The sequence below is a fragment of the Mycolicibacterium brisbanense genome, assembly GCF_001570425.1.
Lineage (GTDB): Bacteria > Actinomycetota > Actinomycetes > Mycobacteriales > Mycobacteriaceae > Mycobacterium > Mycobacterium brisbanense.
This window is the reverse complement of record NZ_BCSX01000054.1, coordinates 97597-112821: the sequence shown is the minus strand read 5'-3', so window position 1 is coordinate 112821 and position 15225 is coordinate 97597. Positions and strand designations below refer to the sequence as shown.

At 68.0% G+C, this 15225-nt stretch carries 19 protein-coding genes; 13 read left to right on the top strand and 6 right to left on the bottom strand.

Translation table 11 applies throughout. From position 1 onward, the window contains the following. Window positions 1-33: 33 nt before the first annotated feature. A complete protein-coding gene (mshD, locus tag RMCB_RS32215; protein ID WP_062831989.1) occupies window positions 34-999 on the bottom strand; it encodes a mycothiol synthase in 966 nt (321 codons plus the stop codon). Beyond that, window positions 996-1775, bottom strand: coding sequence for a winged helix-turn-helix transcriptional regulator (locus tag RMCB_RS32210; RefSeq protein WP_029369845.1), 780 nt, complete (start codon window positions 1773-1775; stop codon window positions 996-998). The genes mshD and RMCB_RS32210 overlap by 4 nt, the downstream gene beginning before the upstream one ends. Before the next feature lie 168 nt (window positions 1776-1943). Here RMCB_RS32210 and lmeA point away from each other — a divergent pair, with 168 nt between their 5' ends. From lmeA to RMCB_RS32170, 9 genes are all read left to right on the top strand, one after another. Further along, a complete protein-coding gene (gene lmeA, locus RMCB_RS32205; protein ID WP_062831988.1) occupies window positions 1944-2759 on the top strand; it encodes a mannan chain length control protein LmeA in 816 nt (271 codons plus the stop codon). Beyond that, the gene (locus tag RMCB_RS32200) at window positions 2756-3181 is read left to right on the top strand and encodes a thioredoxin family protein (RefSeq protein ID WP_062831987.1); all 426 of its coding nucleotides are present in this window, start codon (window positions 2756-2758) and stop codon (window positions 3179-3181) included. The genes lmeA and RMCB_RS32200 overlap by 4 nt, the downstream gene beginning before the upstream one ends. Window positions 3182-3210: 29 nt before the next feature. Then, window positions 3211-3303 carry an Ms5788A family Cys-rich leader peptide gene (locus RMCB_RS37025; RefSeq protein ID WP_353651897.1) on the top strand — a complete coding sequence of 31 codons (93 nt, stop codon included), beginning with the start codon at window positions 3211-3213 and terminating at the stop codon, window positions 3301-3303. A 91-nt stretch (window positions 3304-3394) separates the two neighbouring features. Further along, entirely contained in the window at window positions 3395-3862 is a 468-nt protein-coding gene (locus tag RMCB_RS32195) for a DUF4395 domain-containing protein (protein ID WP_062831986.1), read from the top strand. 37 nt (window positions 3863-3899) lie between these two features. Beyond that, window positions 3900-4736 (top strand): sulfurtransferase, encoded by an 837-nt coding sequence (locus RMCB_RS32190; protein ID WP_029369849.1) that lies wholly within the window; start codon window positions 3900-3902, stop codon window positions 4734-4736. A 1-nt stretch (window position 4737) separates the two neighbouring features. Continuing rightward, entirely contained in the window at window positions 4738-5040 is a 303-nt protein-coding gene (locus tag RMCB_RS32185) for a DUF1416 domain-containing protein (protein WP_029369850.1), read from the top strand. A 227-nt stretch (window positions 5041-5267) separates the two neighbouring features. After that, a complete protein-coding gene (locus RMCB_RS32180; RefSeq protein WP_062831985.1) occupies window positions 5268-5945 on the top strand; it encodes a heme-binding beta-barrel domain-containing protein in 678 nt (225 codons plus the stop codon). After that, window positions 5945-6196 carry a hypothetical protein gene (locus RMCB_RS32175; protein WP_062831984.1) on the top strand — a complete coding sequence of 84 codons (252 nt, stop codon included), beginning with the start codon at window positions 5945-5947 and terminating at the stop codon, window positions 6194-6196. The genes RMCB_RS32180 and RMCB_RS32175 overlap by 1 nt, the downstream gene beginning before the upstream one ends. A 68-nt stretch (window positions 6197-6264) precedes the next feature. Further along, window positions 6265-6684, top strand: a complete 420-nt coding sequence (locus tag RMCB_RS32170) for a hypothetical protein (protein WP_072278585.1) — start codon at window positions 6265-6267, stop codon at window positions 6682-6684. A 241-nt stretch (window positions 6685-6925) separates the two neighbouring features. Here the strand turns inward: RMCB_RS32170 and RMCB_RS32165 are convergent, their stop codons facing one another. Further along, window positions 6926-7816, bottom strand: coding sequence for an aminodeoxychorismate lyase (locus RMCB_RS32165; RefSeq protein WP_062831983.1), 891 nt, complete (start codon window positions 7814-7816; stop codon window positions 6926-6928). A 32-nt stretch (window positions 7817-7848) separates the two neighbouring features. Here RMCB_RS32165 and ygfZ point away from each other — a divergent pair, with 32 nt between their 5' ends. Beyond that, complete coding sequence (ygfZ, locus tag RMCB_RS32160; RefSeq protein ID WP_062831982.1) at window positions 7849-8934, top strand: CAF17-like 4Fe-4S cluster assembly/insertion protein YgfZ; 1086 nt, start codon at window positions 7849-7851, stop codon at window positions 8932-8934. Between the two features lie 142 nt (window positions 8935-9076). Continuing rightward, the gene (locus RMCB_RS32155) at window positions 9077-9250 is read left to right on the top strand and encodes a DUF3073 domain-containing protein (RefSeq protein WP_072278584.1); all 174 of its coding nucleotides are present in this window, start codon (window positions 9077-9079) and stop codon (window positions 9248-9250) included. A gap of 78 nt (window positions 9251-9328) precedes the next feature. On the opposite strand, the gene purM is transcribed toward RMCB_RS32155, so the two are convergent. Together purM and purF are read right to left on the bottom strand one after the other, a co-directional pair. Then, a complete protein-coding gene (purM, locus tag RMCB_RS32150) occupies window positions 9329-10420 on the bottom strand; it encodes a phosphoribosylformylglycinamidine cyclo-ligase (protein WP_029369856.1) in 1092 nt (363 codons plus the stop codon). Window positions 10421-10482: 62 nt separating this feature from the next. Continuing rightward, complete coding sequence (gene purF / locus RMCB_RS32145; RefSeq protein WP_029369857.1) at window positions 10483-12015, bottom strand: amidophosphoribosyltransferase; 1533 nt, start codon at window positions 12013-12015, stop codon at window positions 10483-10485. A gap of 210 nt (window positions 12016-12225) precedes the next feature. Between purF and RMCB_RS32140 the strand changes: the two genes are divergently transcribed. Next, window positions 12226-13578: a DoxX family protein gene (locus RMCB_RS32140; RefSeq protein ID WP_234792317.1), complete on the top strand. Its 1353-nt coding sequence runs from the start codon at window positions 12226-12228 to the stop codon at window positions 13576-13578. Between the two features lie 3 nt (window positions 13579-13581). On the opposite strand, the gene RMCB_RS32135 is transcribed toward RMCB_RS32140, so the two are convergent. Next, on the bottom strand, window positions 13582-13962 hold the full coding sequence (locus RMCB_RS32135) for a sterol carrier family protein (RefSeq protein WP_029369859.1): 381 nt from the start codon (window positions 13960-13962) through the stop codon (window positions 13582-13584). A gap of 16 nt (window positions 13963-13978) precedes the next feature. Here RMCB_RS32135 and RMCB_RS32130 point away from each other — a divergent pair, with 16 nt between their 5' ends. Next, window positions 13979-15187, top strand: a complete 1209-nt coding sequence (locus RMCB_RS32130; protein ID WP_062831981.1) for an MCE family protein — start codon at window positions 13979-13981, stop codon at window positions 15185-15187. The last annotated feature ends 38 nt before the right edge of the window (window positions 15188-15225 follow it).

Below are 15225 nucleotides of genomic sequence, written 5' to 3'. Positions count from 1 at the left end.
AACGGATGGTGAACAGGTTCGGCGTGTTCACTGCTAGTCGCGTTGCGAGGCCCCATAGGCCGCATCGACAACAGCCACCTCGAAACCGAGTTTTCGGTAAGTGTTCACCGCCGCCGAGTTATTAGCCTCGACGTAAAGCATGACCACAGGCTGTGAAGTCCCTGACAGCGCCGTTGCGAGGTGGTGCAGCCCCGTCAACGTCAACACCGAACCCAGTCCGCGGCCCTGCGCCGACGGATCGACGCCCACCACATACACCTCGCCGAGACCGGAGCCGTCCGGCAGGCCACCGGCGTGGATCTTCGTCCAGTGGAAACCCAGCAGCCGTTGGGATGAGTCCGGTCCTCCTCGCGTGCGGGGTGATTCCGGTCCTCCTCGCGTGCGGGCCCCGAACGCCAGGAACAGACCCTCCGGGTCGAACCACGGCTCGTCGCGTCGTTCGGCGATCTCGCGCTCGGTCCAGCCACCCTGCTCGGGGTGCCAGGAAAAGGCCGCGTTGTTGACCCGCAGCAATTCGGCGTCGTCCTGCGGCCCCTGATACGTCCTGATCGTCACACCTTCTGCGTCCCGCTGCGGAGGCAGATCGGCCAGCGGACGACGCATCTGCAGCAGTTCCCGGACGATGACGAGCCCCAGCTTCGACGCGAGCCCCTGGGCAGGCTCGAGGTTGCCGTGCGCCCAGATCCTGGCGCCGGGCCCGCCCGCGGCGAGTCCCGCGCGAGCCAGCTCCGACCCCGTCCCGTGCCGCCTGGCATGCGGGTGCACCACCAGCTCGGCCATCGCCGGGTCGTCCCCGTCGGCCGGGGCGAGGTTGAGGTAGCCGATCACGTGGTCGCCGTCGGTGGCCACGAGGTGCCTGGTCCGGTCCCGGCCGAGCTCGCGCAGAACCTGGTCACCGACCGGCGCGATCCCGTCGTGCTCGGTCGCCGCTGAGATGAGCGCACGGATCTGCTGTTGGTCGCCGTCGGACAACGACGTGCGCCAGCTGGTCTCGGTCACTGGCTGGGCAGCCGATCGGCCAGCGGGCCGTTGGCGACCGGAGGCGAGTAGTCGTCGTCATCATCGTCACTGTCGTCGGCCGGGTGTCCCACGGCCGGGCCGCGGCCACGGGACGGGCGGACCGCCTTGTAGCCCACGTTGCGCACCGTGCCGATCAGCGATTCGTACTCCGGCCCCAGCTTGGCGCGCAGGCGACGCACATGCACGTCGACGGTGCGGGTGCCGCCGAAGAAGTCGTATCCCCACACCTCCTGCAGCAGCTGGGCACGCGTGAACACCCGGCCGGCGTGCTGTGCCAGGTACTTCAGCAGCTCGAACTCCTTGTACGTGAGGTCGAGCGGACGGCCGCGCAGCCGCGCGGTGTAGGTGCCCTCGTCGATGACGAGCTCACCGAGCGAGATCTTGCCGACGTTCTCCTGGCTGGCCGCGCCGCCGCGGCGCCCCACCAGCAGCCGCAGCCGCGCGTCGATCTCGGCGGGGCCGGTGCCCGGCAACAGAATCTCGTCCAGTCCCCATTCGTGGGTGACGGCGACGAGTCCGCCTTCGTTGAGCACCGCGACCACCGGCACCGATGTCCCGGTCGTGCCCAACAACCGACACAAGCCACGAGCGGCGGCCAGATCCACCCGCGCATCGACGATCGCCACGTCGGCGTTGCCCGCCTCCAACAGGGACGACACCTCGGTCGGCGCTGTCCGCACGCTATGTGCCAGCAACGACAGGGAGGGCAGGACAGACTCTGGATGCGGGTCGAGGGTGAGTAGCAGCAGATCCAACAGGTCCTCCGGCGCACCGGGAATCACATTGGAAACCCCCCCAGACGCCGATGTCGGAGGTGTTTACCCGGATTCATGGCTGACACGTGGCCGTTACCGGCCATTTGTCTTCTAACGATAACGCCTTACCTGCGGTTCGGCCGCGCCGCGAGAAGCGTCCGCTCGGACGTGGGCAACAATGTGCCGGTGCGGAAACTGGTGATCGGCTTCGTCGCGACCGTGCTCGCACTCGTCGTGGCGGCCGTCGGCGTCGACTTCGGCGCCGCCATCTACGCCGAATACCGGCTGGCCCGGACGCTGCGCACGGTCGCGGCCCTGAACTGGGACCCCACCGCCGCGATCCTCGGATTCCCGTTCATCACCCAGGCCCGCCGGCACCAGTACAACGAGGTGGAGCTGCGGGCGATCGGTGTGGACCACCCCGTGGTCGGCAAGGCGTCGCTGGAAGCCACCATGCACCACATCAACCTGACCGAGGCTTCGTGGCTCATCCGGCCGAACGCGCCCATGCACATCGGCAAGCTGGAGAGCCGCATCATCATCGACTCCACCCACGTCGGACGGTTCATGGGGATCGACGACCTGCTGGTCGAGGCCCCGTCCCGGGAGACCAACGACCCCACCGGCGGAACCACCGAATCGGGCATATCCAGCAACCAGGGCCTGGTCTTCACCGGCACCCCGCGCGCCGCGGGCATCGACAAGCGCGTCAGCGTCACCGTGGATCTGTCCATCACCGGCGAAGACCACAGCACGCTGGTAATGACCGCCACCGGCGTGCTCACCGGCGCAGGCACCGCCGACCAGCCGGTTCCCGAGGACAAGACCGCCGCGGTGCTCGCAGAGTTCAGCAGCACCATCACCGGGCAGAGGCTGCCCTTCGGCATCGCGCCGACCAGTGAGGGTGCCCGGGGCTCGGACATCATCATCGAGGGCATCGCCGAGGGAGTAACCGTCGAGCTCAGCGAGTTCAGACAGACATGAGCACTTCCATGATCACCGTGATCGCGGTGGTGATCGCCGCGCTGGGCGTCGCGTACGTGATCGGCCGGCTGGTGACCCGGCGCGCCGGGATGCTGCGCAGCGCCGACGAGGCTGCCACGCAGCTGGACACCTCCGACCTCGGGCTGTCCAGCACGGGACCGACCATCCTGCACTTCAGCGCAGAATGGTGCGGGCCGTGCGCAGGGGTACGCCGCGTGGTCGACCAGGTGTGCGCCGACTTGCCCGCGGTGGCGCACGTGGAGATCGACATGGACGCGAATCCGGCGGCGGCCCGGCGTCTTTCGGTTCTGTCGCTGCCGACGACGTTCATCTTCGACGCCGAAGGGCATCAGCGGTACCGCACCAGCGGGGTGCCGAAGGCTGCTGACCTGCGCGCAGCGCTCGAACCGCTGTTGGCCTGAGTCAGCGGTCATTGGGTAAGCTGTCGCTCGTGTCCGCCCGCATTGAGCTTGTGCTCACCAAGCGCCGCGCAGTCGATCTGTGCCGCGTTGCGGGCTGCTGCTGTTGTTGTTGCTGCTGCTGAGCGCTCCCGCGCGTCTTGACGTGCCCGCTCGGAGTCTTGTCCTCCGGCCTGCTCACCTCCCAGCCTTCCAACAACAACAGGAGCTTTTCACATGTCAGGTCCTCACCTCGAGACCACCGGTCAGGTCGACGTGCGCGGCCCCCGATTCGCCGCCTGGGTCACCACCGGTGCCCTGATTCTCATCCTGCTGATCTCCGGGGTCAGCAACGTCGCGGCGGCCGTGCTGCTCGGTCTGCAGGCGGTGGTGTTCGCCATCGGTGCCGTCGGCGGTCCCCGCAGACATCCGTACGGCCGGGTGTTCGCCACGCTCGTGGCGCCGCGCCTTGGTCCGGTTACCGAACGTGAACCGGTTGCTCCGCTGAAATTCGCCCAACTGGTCGGCTTTGCGTTCGCCGTCGTGGGTACCGTCGGCTTCGCGCTCGGGGTCCCCGCGCTGGGCTTGGCAGCCACCGCGCTGGCCTTGGTGGCAGCGTTCCTCAATGCCGCGTTCGGCATCTGCCTGGGCTGCCAGCTCTACCCGCTGGTGGCCCGTTTCCGTCGCACGCCAAGCCCCGCCTGACATCACCAAATATCAAGCAACCGAAAGGATCTCGTCTATGGCACGCTCCGACGTCCTGGTCTCCACCGAATGGGCCGGGAACAATCTCGATACTCCTGGCGTGGTATTCGTCGAGGTCGACGAGAACACAAGCGCTTATGACGACGAGGGTCACATCCCCGGCGCCGTCAAGCTGGACTGGCGCGACGACCTGCAGGACGCCGTCAAGCGTGACTTCGTCGACCAGCAGCAGTTCTCGAAGCTGTTGAGTGACAAGGGCATCAGCAACGACGACACCGTGGTTCTCTACGGCGGCAACAACAACTGGTTCGCGGCCTACGCCTACTGGTACTTCAAGCTGTACGGCCACAACGACGTCAAGCTGCTCGACGGCGGCCGCAAGCGCTGGCAGCTCGACGGACGTCCGCTCGTCAAGGACGCGGTCAGCCGCCCGGCCACGTCGTACTCGGCCAAGCCGCAGGATCACAGCATCCGCGCCTTCCGCGACGATGTGATCGCCGCGATCAACGTCAAGAACCTGGTCGACGTGCGTTCGCCCGACGAGTTCTCCGGCAAGATCCTGGCCCCCGCGCACCTGCCGCAGGAGCAGAGCCAGCGGCCCGGACACATCCCCGGAGCCATCAACGTTCCGTGGAGCAAGGCGGCCAACGAGGACGGCACCTTCAAGTCCGACGAGGAACTCGCCGCGCTGTACGCCGCGGCAGGCCTGGACGGCGAGAAGGAAACCATCGCCTACTGCCGGATCGGTGAGCGCTCGTCGCACACCTGGTTCGTGCTGCAGGAACTGTTGGGACACAAGAACGTCAAGAACTACGACGGCAGTTGGACGGAATACGGCTCCCTGGTGGGCGCCCCGATCGAGTTGGGAAGTTGATATGTGCTCTGCACCCAAGCAAGGACAGACGTTGCCGGCCGGCGTCGACCTGGAGAAGGAAACCGTGATCACGGGCCGCGTGGTCGACGGCTCCGGCCAGGCGGTCGGTGGGGCGTTCGTGCGCCTGCTCGACTCCTCCGATGAGTTCACCGCCGAGGTGGTGGCGTCAGCGACCGGTGACTTCCGCTTCTTCGCGGCGCCGGGCACCTGGACGCTGCGCGCGCTGTCGCCCGCCGGCAACGGTGACGCCAGCGTCGCCCCGACCGGTGCGGGCATCCACGAGGTCGACGTCAAGGTCGCCTGAGGTCTTCGCTCGAACGTGAGCTTGTGTGCGAGGTTTCGCCCGCATATCGCACATAAGCTCACGTTCGGCGGGTGACCTCCGGCACACCACCCGGGGCCGCGAGGCCTGTGCCGAGGAACTAGACTCGTCGCCGTGGTGCTCTTCTTCGAGATCATGCTTGTCGCGGCCGTCGTGGTCATCACGTGGTTCGCGCTGTACACCCTTTACCGGCTCGTCACCGACGAGTCGTGACGTCCGAGCAGGACGTTTCAGCCGACGGTCCTGAGCCGGTCGTACCGGGCTCCGGTGACCGCGCGGTCGCCGCGGCTGCCGAACGGGCCAAGGCCACGGCGGTACGCAACATCCCGGCCTTCCAGGACCTGCCGCTGCCCGCCGATACCGCGAATCTGCGCGACGGAGTGGGCCTCAACGACGCCCTGCTGGCGTTGTTGCCGCTCGTGGGAGTCTGGCGCGGCGAGGGCGAGGGCCGCGACGCGGACGGCGACTACCGGTTCGGCCAACAGATCGTGGTGTCCCACGACGGCTCTGACTACCTGAACTGGGAAGCTCGGTCCTGGCGACTCAACGAGGCCGGAGACTACGACTCCCCCGCCCTGCGGGAAACCGGCTACTGGCGCTTCGTCGACGATCCGTCGGATCCGTCCGAGGCGCAGGCCATCGAACTACTCCTCGCCCATTCCGCCGGCTACGTCGAGTTGTTCTACGGCCAGCCCCTCAACCAGTCGTCGTGGGAGCTGGCCACCGATGCGCTGGCCCGCAGCCGCTCCGGCGTGCTGGTGGGCGGCGCCAAACGGCTCTACGGCATCATCGAGGGCGGCGACCTGGCGTATGTGGAGGAGCGTGTCGACGCCGACGGCGGCCTGGTTCCGCATCTGTCAGCCCGGCTGAGCAGGTTCGTCGGCTAGTGCACCGCCTCGGATATGCGGTGGCCGCGCTGGCCGCCGCGGCAACCCTCGCATCCTGCTCGACCGACAGTTCGCCACAACCGGCACCGACGTCGACGCCCCCCGAACACGGTTCATTCGCGCACTGCCTCACCGAGCACGGTGTGCCCGCAGCGCCGGGCCCGGTCGCAGGACCGCCTCAAGGGGTCGACCCGGGCACCTGGCAGAAGGCCATGACAGCATGCTCGGATCTGGCTCCCGGGCCGCGCTAACCGGCCACACAGCAGGCACATAGCTTTCCGATAACCCGCACTTAGCACGGCCGCATAGCGTCACCGCCATGAGACAGTCGATCTTGAAAACGGTGTTGACCGGGGTGGCGGCCACCGCGGTGATCGGTGGCGTAGCCGCCTGTTCGTCGAACCAACCGCACAGCGGGCAGACCAGTTCGTCGGCCGCATCATCGGCCGCCACGTCAGCGGCGCCGGAATCGGCGGCACCCGACGCCTACGGCCAGTGCATGCAGGAACACGGCATGCCCGCCCCACCTGGCGGGTTCGGCCAGCGGCCGCCGGGGCATCCTGACGGCCCGCCGCCCGACGGCGCGACGCCTCCCGAGGGAGCGCCGCCTGCCGGGCCGCCACCGGGGCACCACGGTGACGGTGCCACACCGCCGCCGCCCCCGGGAGTAGACCAGGACGCCTGGAACAACGCGTTGCAGGCGTGCGCCTCATTGGCGCCGGCACCGCCTCCGCGGTAACGAGCAGTCCGCCCCGGATATGGAGCGGCCCCCGAGCCTTGGTTCCAGGGTTGGACTGACCGAGGGGCTCGGGGGCCGGGTGGCTGCGGGGAATTCGCCAGCGCGCGCAGGCAATTCACCCCGCGCTGCTAGCGGGCAGCCACCTCACATGTCCATAAATCAATCAATTTTTCGGACCACCTCCTTCCCTGTGTACGAGCGACCGTACCCCCGTATCCGCACCGCGACAAGCGATTTACTCTCAGCGATCGCTGACGATGGCGGCGTCGACCAAACCTGCCAGTTCGTCGTGCAGCGGGGCGTCGGGCAGGCGATGCCCGTCCAGGGTGTGCACCCGCGCGGCGAGCGTGATGCTCGATACCAGCCAAACACCTTGCGCGGCAACAAGATCCGCCGGTGTAAGTTGGCGGTAGTCGCAGTCGTAACCCTTGTTGCGAGCGACCTCGAAGAGCGCCTGCTGCGTCGTCCCGCGCAGGATCGGATACCACGGCGGCGGCGTGAGCAGCAGCGGCGCCCCGGATTCGTCCGGGGTCGCGATGACGACGGTGGACCGCGGCCCCTCCAACAGGTACCCGTCGGAACTGACGAAGATCACGTCACCCGCGCCGGCACGCGCGGCATGCCGCAACGCGGCCATGTTGACCGCATAGGACAGCGTCTTGGCGCCTGCGACCAACCAGGGCATGTCGGCGGCCCCGAGCGGCAGTCCCCGGTCCAGCGTGATCGCCGCGACCCCGTCCCGGCGGGCACCGGCGACCCGGTCGGCCAGCTCGCCGACGGTCGCGAACGCCGTCGGCGGCCCGCCGCTTTCGCGACCCCGGCTGTACACCAGGCGCAACACGCCGTCGCCGGCCTGACCGGATGGGTGTTCGGCCGCCCAGCGTTGCGCAGCGATGCCCACCGCGCTGCGCCAGGCCGGCAGATCGGGCTCGGGCAGATCGAGCATCCGGGCGGACTGGCTCAGCCGCGCCAGGTGCGACTCCAGCAGGCACGGTCTGCCGTCGCGGATCAGCAGGGTCTCGAAGACCCCATCGCCGCGCACCGCAGCCAGATCGTCGGCGTGCAGGAGAGGTGCCGTCGGATCGTGGAGTTGCCCGTCGAGGGTGACCACCACGGCTGGTTGACTCGCCATGGGGCCTCACCCTAGCGCCGTAGAGTTGGACCATGTCAGAAGTACCGACAGCCGTTCCCGCACCCGACAGCAGCCCTGACGCCGGTGCGGTGTGGCATTACGGCGATCCCCTCGGTGAGCAGCGGGCCGCGGCCCGGGGCGCCGTCGTGGTCGACCGGTCCCACCGCGCAGCGCTCACCCTCACCGGGAAAGACCGCCAGAGCTGGCTGCACAGCATCTCGACGCAGCACGTGAGCGCGCTGCCCGACGGCGCTGTGACGGAGAACCTCAGCTTGGACCTGCAGGGCCGCGTCGAGGATCACTGGATTCAGACCGAGCTCGGCGGCACCACCTACCTCGACACCGAGTCGTGGCGGGCCGAACCACTGCTGAGCTATCTGCGCAAGATGGTGTTCTGGGCCGACGTGCAGATCGAGCCGGCCGAACTCGCGGTGCTCTCTCTGCTGGGCCCGGCGCTGGCCGACTCGGCAGTGCTCACCGCGCTGGGCCTCGATGCCCTGCCCGCCGAGCTGTCGGCGGTCCCGCTCGCCGACGGTGGATTCGTCCGGCGCATGCCGGCCGACACGCTCGAACTCGATCTCGTGGTGCCCCGCGACCAGGTCGACGCGTGGAAGCAGCGACTGGAGGCGGCCGGGGTGCGGCGTGCCGGGGTCTGGGCCTACGAGGCGCACCGCGTGGCGGCGCGTCGGCCGCGTCTGGGAGTCGACACCGACGAACGCACCATCCCGCACGAGGTCGGCTGGATCGGGTCCGCGGTGCATCTGGACAAGGGCTGCTACCGGGGCCAGGAGACCGTCGCGCGCGTGCACAACCTGGGCAAACCACCGCGGATGCTGGTTCTGCTGCAGCTCGACGGATCCTCCGAACGCCCGTCGCCCGGTGACCCCGTGACCGCTGGCGGCCGCACGGTGGGCCGGCTGGGCACCGTAGTCGAGCACGTCGACGACGGCCCGATCGCGCTCGCGCTGCTCAAACGCGGTATTCCGGTCGAGACCGAGCTGCTCACCGGCGGGGAGGTCGCCGTCGCGGCCGTCATCGACCCGGACTCGCTGCCTGCCGCGGATACCAGCGCGGGCGCCGGCCGGGCTGCCGTGGACCGGCTGCGCAGCGGTACATGACGGCACTCACGCCCCCTCGGAGGCAGGGCCTGCCAGCACTTCGCCGCCGGGCACGGTAAAGTGTTGGCAGGACAATAAAGACACACAGATCGGAGCCGCCTAGCAAATGGGCCGCTCCGTTATTGCGCGAGGGGGTCCCCCCATGGGCCGCGGCCGGGCTAAGGCAAAGCAGACCAAGGTTGCACGTGAGCTCAAGTACAGCTCACCGCAGACCGATTTCTCCCAGCTCCAACGTGAGCTGTCGGGTGCTCCCGATTCCGAGGATGCAAACGACGACGCCGACGAGTGGGCTAACGAGGACGACTGGCGGCGCTGAGCTGACCGGCATTCCGGCCCCACGGCACCTTGGCCGCAGGGCCGGATTCCTCTATCCGCGCCGAGAACCCCTCCCGGGTTAGAAGCGCGGGTGCTGACCGACGAGTTGGGCGCGCAAACTGTCCTTCCCGCCCTTCTCGACGGTTCCCAGCGTCCAGCAGTTCAGGTGCCGCGCAGTCAGGATCGCCAGCGCACGGTCGGTGTCCTCCGGCGCGACGACGGCGACCATGCCGACGCCCATGTTGAACGTCTTCTCCATCTCGGCCCGTTCGATGCGGCCGCGCTGGGCGATCATCTGAAACACAGGTGCGGGCGTCCACGTGCCGCGATCTAGTGTCGCGGTCAGGCCGTGCGGGATGACCCGTTCCAGGTTGCCGGCCAGGCCACCGCCGGTGACGTGGCAGAACGTGCGGACCTGGGTTTCGGCGGCCAGCGCCAGGCAGTCCTTGGCGTAGATGCGCGTCGGCTCGAGCAGCTCCTCACCGAGGGTTCTGCCGAACTCCTCGACGTGGCCGGCCAGGTTCATCCGGTCGATCTCCAGCAGCACCTTGCGGGCCAGTGAGTAGCCGTTGGAGTGCAGCCCGCTGGCGGCCATGGCGATGATCACGTCACCCGGCTTGACCCGATCAGGGCCCAGCACATCGTCTGCCTCGACGATGCCGACGCCCGTCGCGGAGATGTCGTAGTGGTCGGGCTCCATCAGTCCCGGGTGCTCGGCTGTCTCACCGCCGAGCAGCGCACAGCCGGCCAGCACACACCCGTCGGCGATTCCGGACACGATGGCGCTGACGCGTTCGGGGACGGTGCGCCCGACGGCGATGTAGTCCTGCAGGAACAGTGGCTCGGCCCCGCACACGACGAGGTCGTCGACCACCATCGCGACCAGGTCGAGTCCGACGGTGTCGTGCTTGTCCATGGCCTGGGCCACCGCCAGTTTGGTGCCCACCCCGTCGGTCGACGAGGCCAGGACCGGCTCGCGGTAACCGCCGCGCAGTGCGAACAGTCCGGCGAAGCCACCCAGCCCACCCCGGACCTCGGGACGAGTTGCTTTGGCAGCGAGCGGTTTGAAGAGTTCCACAGCGCGGTCACCGGCTTCGATGTCCACCCCGGCCGATGCGTAGGAAATGCCCTGCTGATCGGCGATGCCGTGCTGTGCGGCGCCTTTAGTCATCGCAAATAAGGCTACCGCCCCGGAGATCGGCGCGATACAGCGCCAGCGCGGTGACGCTCTCCTCAGGGCCTGCGCAGCGCCGAGACGTTGTCGTTCTCGGCGCTCAACGGGATGCCGGTACGCGCCGCGGTGGCCAGCATGTGCTCGACGACGTTCTTGCCGAGCGCGGTCTCACCAGGCAGTTCGATCGGGTAGTTGCCGTCGAAGCAGGCCGAGCACAACCGGGTTGCCGGCTGTTCGGTGGCCGCGATCATGCCCTGCTGCGAGATATAACCCAAGGTGTCGGCGCCGATGGCGTGGCGCACGGCCTCCAGCATCTCCCCCTCGTGCTCCTGCGGCGCGGCGTTGGCGATCAGTTCCGCCGGGGTGGCGAAGTCGATGCCGTAGAAGCAGGGCCATTTGACCGGCGGCGACGCGATCCGGACGTGCACCTCGACGGCGCCGGCTTCCCGCAGCATGCGGACCAGGGCGCGCTGGGTGTTGCCGCGGACGATCGAATCGTCGACGACGATCAGCCGCTTGCCCCGGATCACCTCTTTGAGCGGGTTGAGCTTGAGCCGGATGCCCAGCTGGCGGATGGTCTGCGACGGCTGGATGAACGTGCGGCCCACATAGGCGTTCTTCATCAGGCCCTGCCCGTAGGGAATGCCCGATTCCTGCGCGTATCCGACCGCCGCGGGGGTGCCCGACTCGGGCACACCGATCACCAGGTCGGCGTCGATGGGGTGCTCACGGGCCAGCCGCCGGCCGATGTCGACGCGCGTGGCGTGCACCGAACGGCCGACCAGCGTGCTGTCCGGGCGGGCCAGGTAGACGTATTCGAAGACGCAGCCCTTGGGTTCCGGGTTGGCGAACCGGGTGGAGCGCACCCCGTCGGCGTCGATGGCCAGCAGCTCGCCGGGCTCGATGTCGCGGACGAACGAGGCGCCCACGATGTCGAGGGCCGCGGTCTCGGAGGCGACCACCCAGCCGCGGTCCAGCCGGCCCAACGACAGCGGCCGCACCCCGTGCGGGTCGCGTGCGGCGTAGAGGGTGGTCTCGTCCATGAAAGTCAGGCAGAACGCGCCGCGCACGGTCGGCAGCAGCTCGAGGGCGGCCTGCTCCAGCGTGGCGTCGGCGGCACCGTGGGCCAGCAGCGCGCCCAGGATGTCGGAGTCCGTCGTGGCCGCCGGGGCGCCCTTCATGTCGATGAGGCCCGCTTCGCGCGCCCGGCGGGCGAGTTCGGCGGTGTTCACCAGGTTGCCGTTGTGTCCGAGCGCCACGCCCGTACCCGCAGCGGTGTTGCGGAAGACGGGCTGGGCGTTTTCCCACGTGGTCGAGCCGGTGGTCGAGTAGCGGCAGTGGCCGACGGCGACATGGCCCGGCATCGCGGCCAGGGTCTGCTCGTCGAACACCTGGCTGACCAGGCCGAGATCCTTGAACACCAGGATCTGCGAACCGTCGGTGACCGCGATACCCGCGGCTTCCTGACCACGGTGCTGCAACGCGTACAGGCCGTAGTAGGTGAGCTTGGCGACGTCTTCTCCCGGGGCCCAGACCCCGAATACACCACACTCTTCGCGCGGTTCGTTGTCGTCGAGTTCCTGACCAGTCACGATAGGGCTGCTCCCGGGGCGGCGGTTGGAGACATCACAGAGTCTACGGTCCAGATGGGCCTGAAAAAGAATCGAATGGCCGCGTCTGGTATCGGAAACGTTCAACAACGGGTGCGGCGGGCGCATTTCCGGGCCCGCTCCGACAGTGTGGACAACCCCACCCCCTCCCTCGGGATAACCCCATCGATTCGCCACAGGTCAACGGCAAGGATGACTTTCGTGACCAGCCAACTCTCGGAGAAGCCTGAAACCGGTCCTGCCGATTCCGTCGGTGAAGCTCAGCGGCGCCCGTGGTCGAACGTGACGAAGACCTCATTCCGATTCTGTTTCATCTACTTCGGCCTGTTCTGTCTGCTGTTCGCCCAGATCACGTTTGCCTTCCTCGGCGTCGTGGGCCAGTGGCTGCCGGAATCGGCCGTGATGTGGCAGATGACGGTGCTCGGCCCGGTGTTGAGCTGGGTCGGCAGGAGCGTCTTCGGTGTGGATGCGGTGTTGCACCTGGATTCGGGCAGCGGGGATCAGGCCGCCATCTGGGTCATGGTGTTCTGCCTGCTGGTCATCGCCCTCGTGGGCACCGCGGTGTGGTCGCTGGTGGACCGGGGCCGCCGCGACTACGCCCGACTGTGGGCGTGGTTTCTGACGTTCGTACGGTTGTGCGTGGCGGGCCAGATGCTGTTCTACGGGTTCGCCAAACTCATCCCGACACAGATGCCGAGCCCACCGCTGACCGCCTTGCTGCAGCCCTACGGCAACTTCAGCCCGGCCTCGGTGCTGTGGCTGCAGGTCGGCACGTCGCAGCCCTACGAGATGGCCTTGGGCGCCGCGGAGGTGCTGGCAGGGCTGCTGCTGTTCCTGCCGCGCACCGCCACCCTGGGTGCGCTGGTCGCCCTGGCGAGCATGGCGCAGGTGTTCCTGTTGAACATGACCTTCGACGTGCCGGTCAAGATCTTGTCCGGTCACCTTCTGCTGATGAGCCTGGTCCTGCTCGCCCCGCAGCTGCGCCGGTTGACCAACCTTTTTGTGCTGCAACGCCCGTCGGAGCCGGTCAGCCAACCAGAACTGTTCGGCACCGAGCGGGCCAACCGGAGAGTCGCCACAGCTCAGGCAGTGCTGGGCGCCTGGGTGGCGATCGGCTGCGTGTGGACCTGTTGGCAGGCTTGGCACCAATACGGTGGTGGTAGCGCCAAACCCGAGCTGTACGGCATCTGGGCGGTCCGCGAGTTCAGCGTCGACGGCACTTCGCTGCCGCCGCTGACCACCGACCAGACCCGTTGGCAGCGTGTGGTTTTCGACAAGCCCGGCGCAGTGACGTATCAGCGGATGAACGGCGACCTGGTGGACGCGACCGCCGACATCAGTGCGGACACCATCCGAGCGTCGGAACCCGGCGGCCACGTGCTGGCCGAACTGACCGTGTCACGGCCGACTGAGCAGCAGCTGCACCTGACGGGCACACTGCAGGGCCGTCGCGTCGCGATGACGCTCGACCAGGTCGACCTGACCGGATTCACCTTGCGCAACAGGGGCTTTCACTGGGTTCAGGAGTATCCGTTCTTCCGGTGAGCGTCAGAGGGCGACCAGTGGTAGCCACCGCGCGACCTCGGTGGCGCGCGAACCCGACAGCTGCACGGCGCCGGCGGCCTCGTCGAGCGACAGCAGTCCGGTGGCGAGCAGCAGCCACGTGCGGGCGTCGGTTTCGACGACGTTCGGCGGTGTGCCGCGGGTGTGCCGCGGCCCCTGGATGCACTGCACCGCCACGAACGGAGGTACCCGCACCTCGACGCTCGCGCCCGGTGCGACCGCGGCCAGTGTGCGCGCGGTGAGCCGTACCGCGTCGGCAAGCTCGGCGCGACTGGGCTCGGGGGCGTCGGCGTCGCGCAACCAGTCGGCGACTGCCGACACGGCGACCCGGGTCTTCACCGGATCTGCACTACCGCGCGCTGCCATACCTTAGTGTCTCAAAGTGTTTGCCGATCGCCACAATCCGCCGTACAAGACGGCCGGAGCCGCTCTCCTTGCGGTCGTGGCGGTTCTGCTGATGCTGATCGCGCTGCAGTTCCGCGGGGCTTTCCAGCCGAAAGCACAGCTGACCCTGGTGTCCGCACGCGCCGGCCTGGTGCTGGACCCAGGATCGAAGGTCACCTATAACGGTGTCCCGATCGGCCGGGTCGCGGGCGTCAGCACGGTCAACGGGGATGACCTCAAAGCGCGGGTCGTGCTCGACATCGACCCGCGTTATCTGAACCTGTTACCCGCCAACGTGGAAACCTCGATCCAGGCCACCACCGTGTTCGGCAACAAGTACGTTGCGTTCCGCTCGCCGCAAAACCCAAGTGCAGAGCGGGTTTCCACCACAACACCCATCGACGTGTCAGCAGTGACCACCGAGTTCAACACGCTCTTCGAAACCATCACGGCCATCTCCGAGCAGGTCGACCCGATCAAGCTCAACCAGACCCTGTCGGCGACGGCACAGGCACTGTCCGGTCTCGGCGACAAGTTCGGCCGGTCGCTGGTCGACGGAAACGCCATCCTCGACGATCTGAACCCGCGGATGCCGCAGTTGCGCCACGACATCAGCGCGCTGGCCGACCTCGGCGACGTGTACGCAGGTGCGGCGCCGGACCTGTTCGACGGGTTGGCCGGCGCGACCCGCACCGCAGCCACGTTCAATGCCGAACGCGACAACATCGATTCGGCGCTGATGGCGGCAATCGGGTTCGCCGGGACCGGGGCCGACATCGCCGAACGCGGCGGCCCGTACCTGCAGCGCGGGGCGCAGGATCTGCTTCCGACGTCGAAGCTTCTCGACGAGTATCAGGGCGAGATCCTGTGCATGATCCGCAACTATCACGACGTCGCACCGGAGCTGAACCTGGCGCTCGGCGGAGACAACGGCTATTCGCTGGCGTCCTCCGGCACGCTCTACAGCGTCGGATCGGCCAATGCCTACGTCTACCCGGACAACCTGCCGCGCGTGAACGCCCACGGCGGTCCCGAGGGCAAGCCGGGCTGCTGGCAGAAGATCACGCGCGACCTGTGGCCCGCTCCGTATCTGGTGATGGACACCGGACTGTCGATCGCGCCGTACAACCACTTCGAGCTCGGCTCACCGATGTTCACGGACTACGTGTGGGGCCGTCAGATCGGGGAACCGACCATCAACCCGTGACGCAGGCGTTGACATCAACTTTCATTGAGGTTCTACCG

Bases quoted from the DNA above. Each gene is read 5' to 3' on its own strand.
- RMCB_RS32200 (WP_062831987.1), top strand. From the start codon at position 2,756: ATGAGCACTTCCATGATCACCGTGATCGCGGTGGTGATCGCCGCGCTG.
- purM (WP_029369856.1), bottom strand. From the start codon at position 10,420: ATGACTAAAGGCGCCGCACAGCACGGCATCGCCGATCAGCAGGGCATT.
- RMCB_RS32155 (WP_072278584.1), top strand. From the start codon at position 9,077: ATGGGCCGCGGCCGGGCTAAGGCAAAGCAGACCAAGGTTGCACGTGAG.
- RMCB_RS32185 (WP_029369850.1), top strand. From the start codon at position 4,738: ATGTGCTCTGCACCCAAGCAAGGACAGACGTTGCCGGCCGGCGTCGAC.
- ygfZ (WP_062831982.1), top strand. From the start codon at position 7,849: ATGTCAGAAGTACCGACAGCCGTTCCCGCACCCGACAGCAGCCCTGAC.
- RMCB_RS32195 (WP_062831986.1), top strand. From the start codon at position 3,395: ATGTCAGGTCCTCACCTCGAGACCACCGGTCAGGTCGACGTGCGCGGC.
- RMCB_RS32135 (WP_029369859.1), bottom strand. From the start codon at position 13,962: ATGGCAGCGCGCGGTAGTGCAGATCCGGTGAAGACCCGGGTCGCCGTG.
- RMCB_RS32165 (WP_062831983.1), bottom strand. From the start codon at position 7,816: ATGGCGAGTCAACCAGCCGTGGTGGTCACCCTCGACGGGCAACTCCAC.
- RMCB_RS32140 (WP_234792317.1), top strand. From the start codon at position 12,226: ATGACTTTCGTGACCAGCCAACTCTCGGAGAAGCCTGAAACCGGTCCT.
- RMCB_RS32190 (WP_029369849.1), top strand. From the start codon at position 3,900: ATGGCACGCTCCGACGTCCTGGTCTCCACCGAATGGGCCGGGAACAAT.
- RMCB_RS32170 (WP_072278585.1), top strand. From the start codon at position 6,265: ATGAGACAGTCGATCTTGAAAACGGTGTTGACCGGGGTGGCGGCCACC.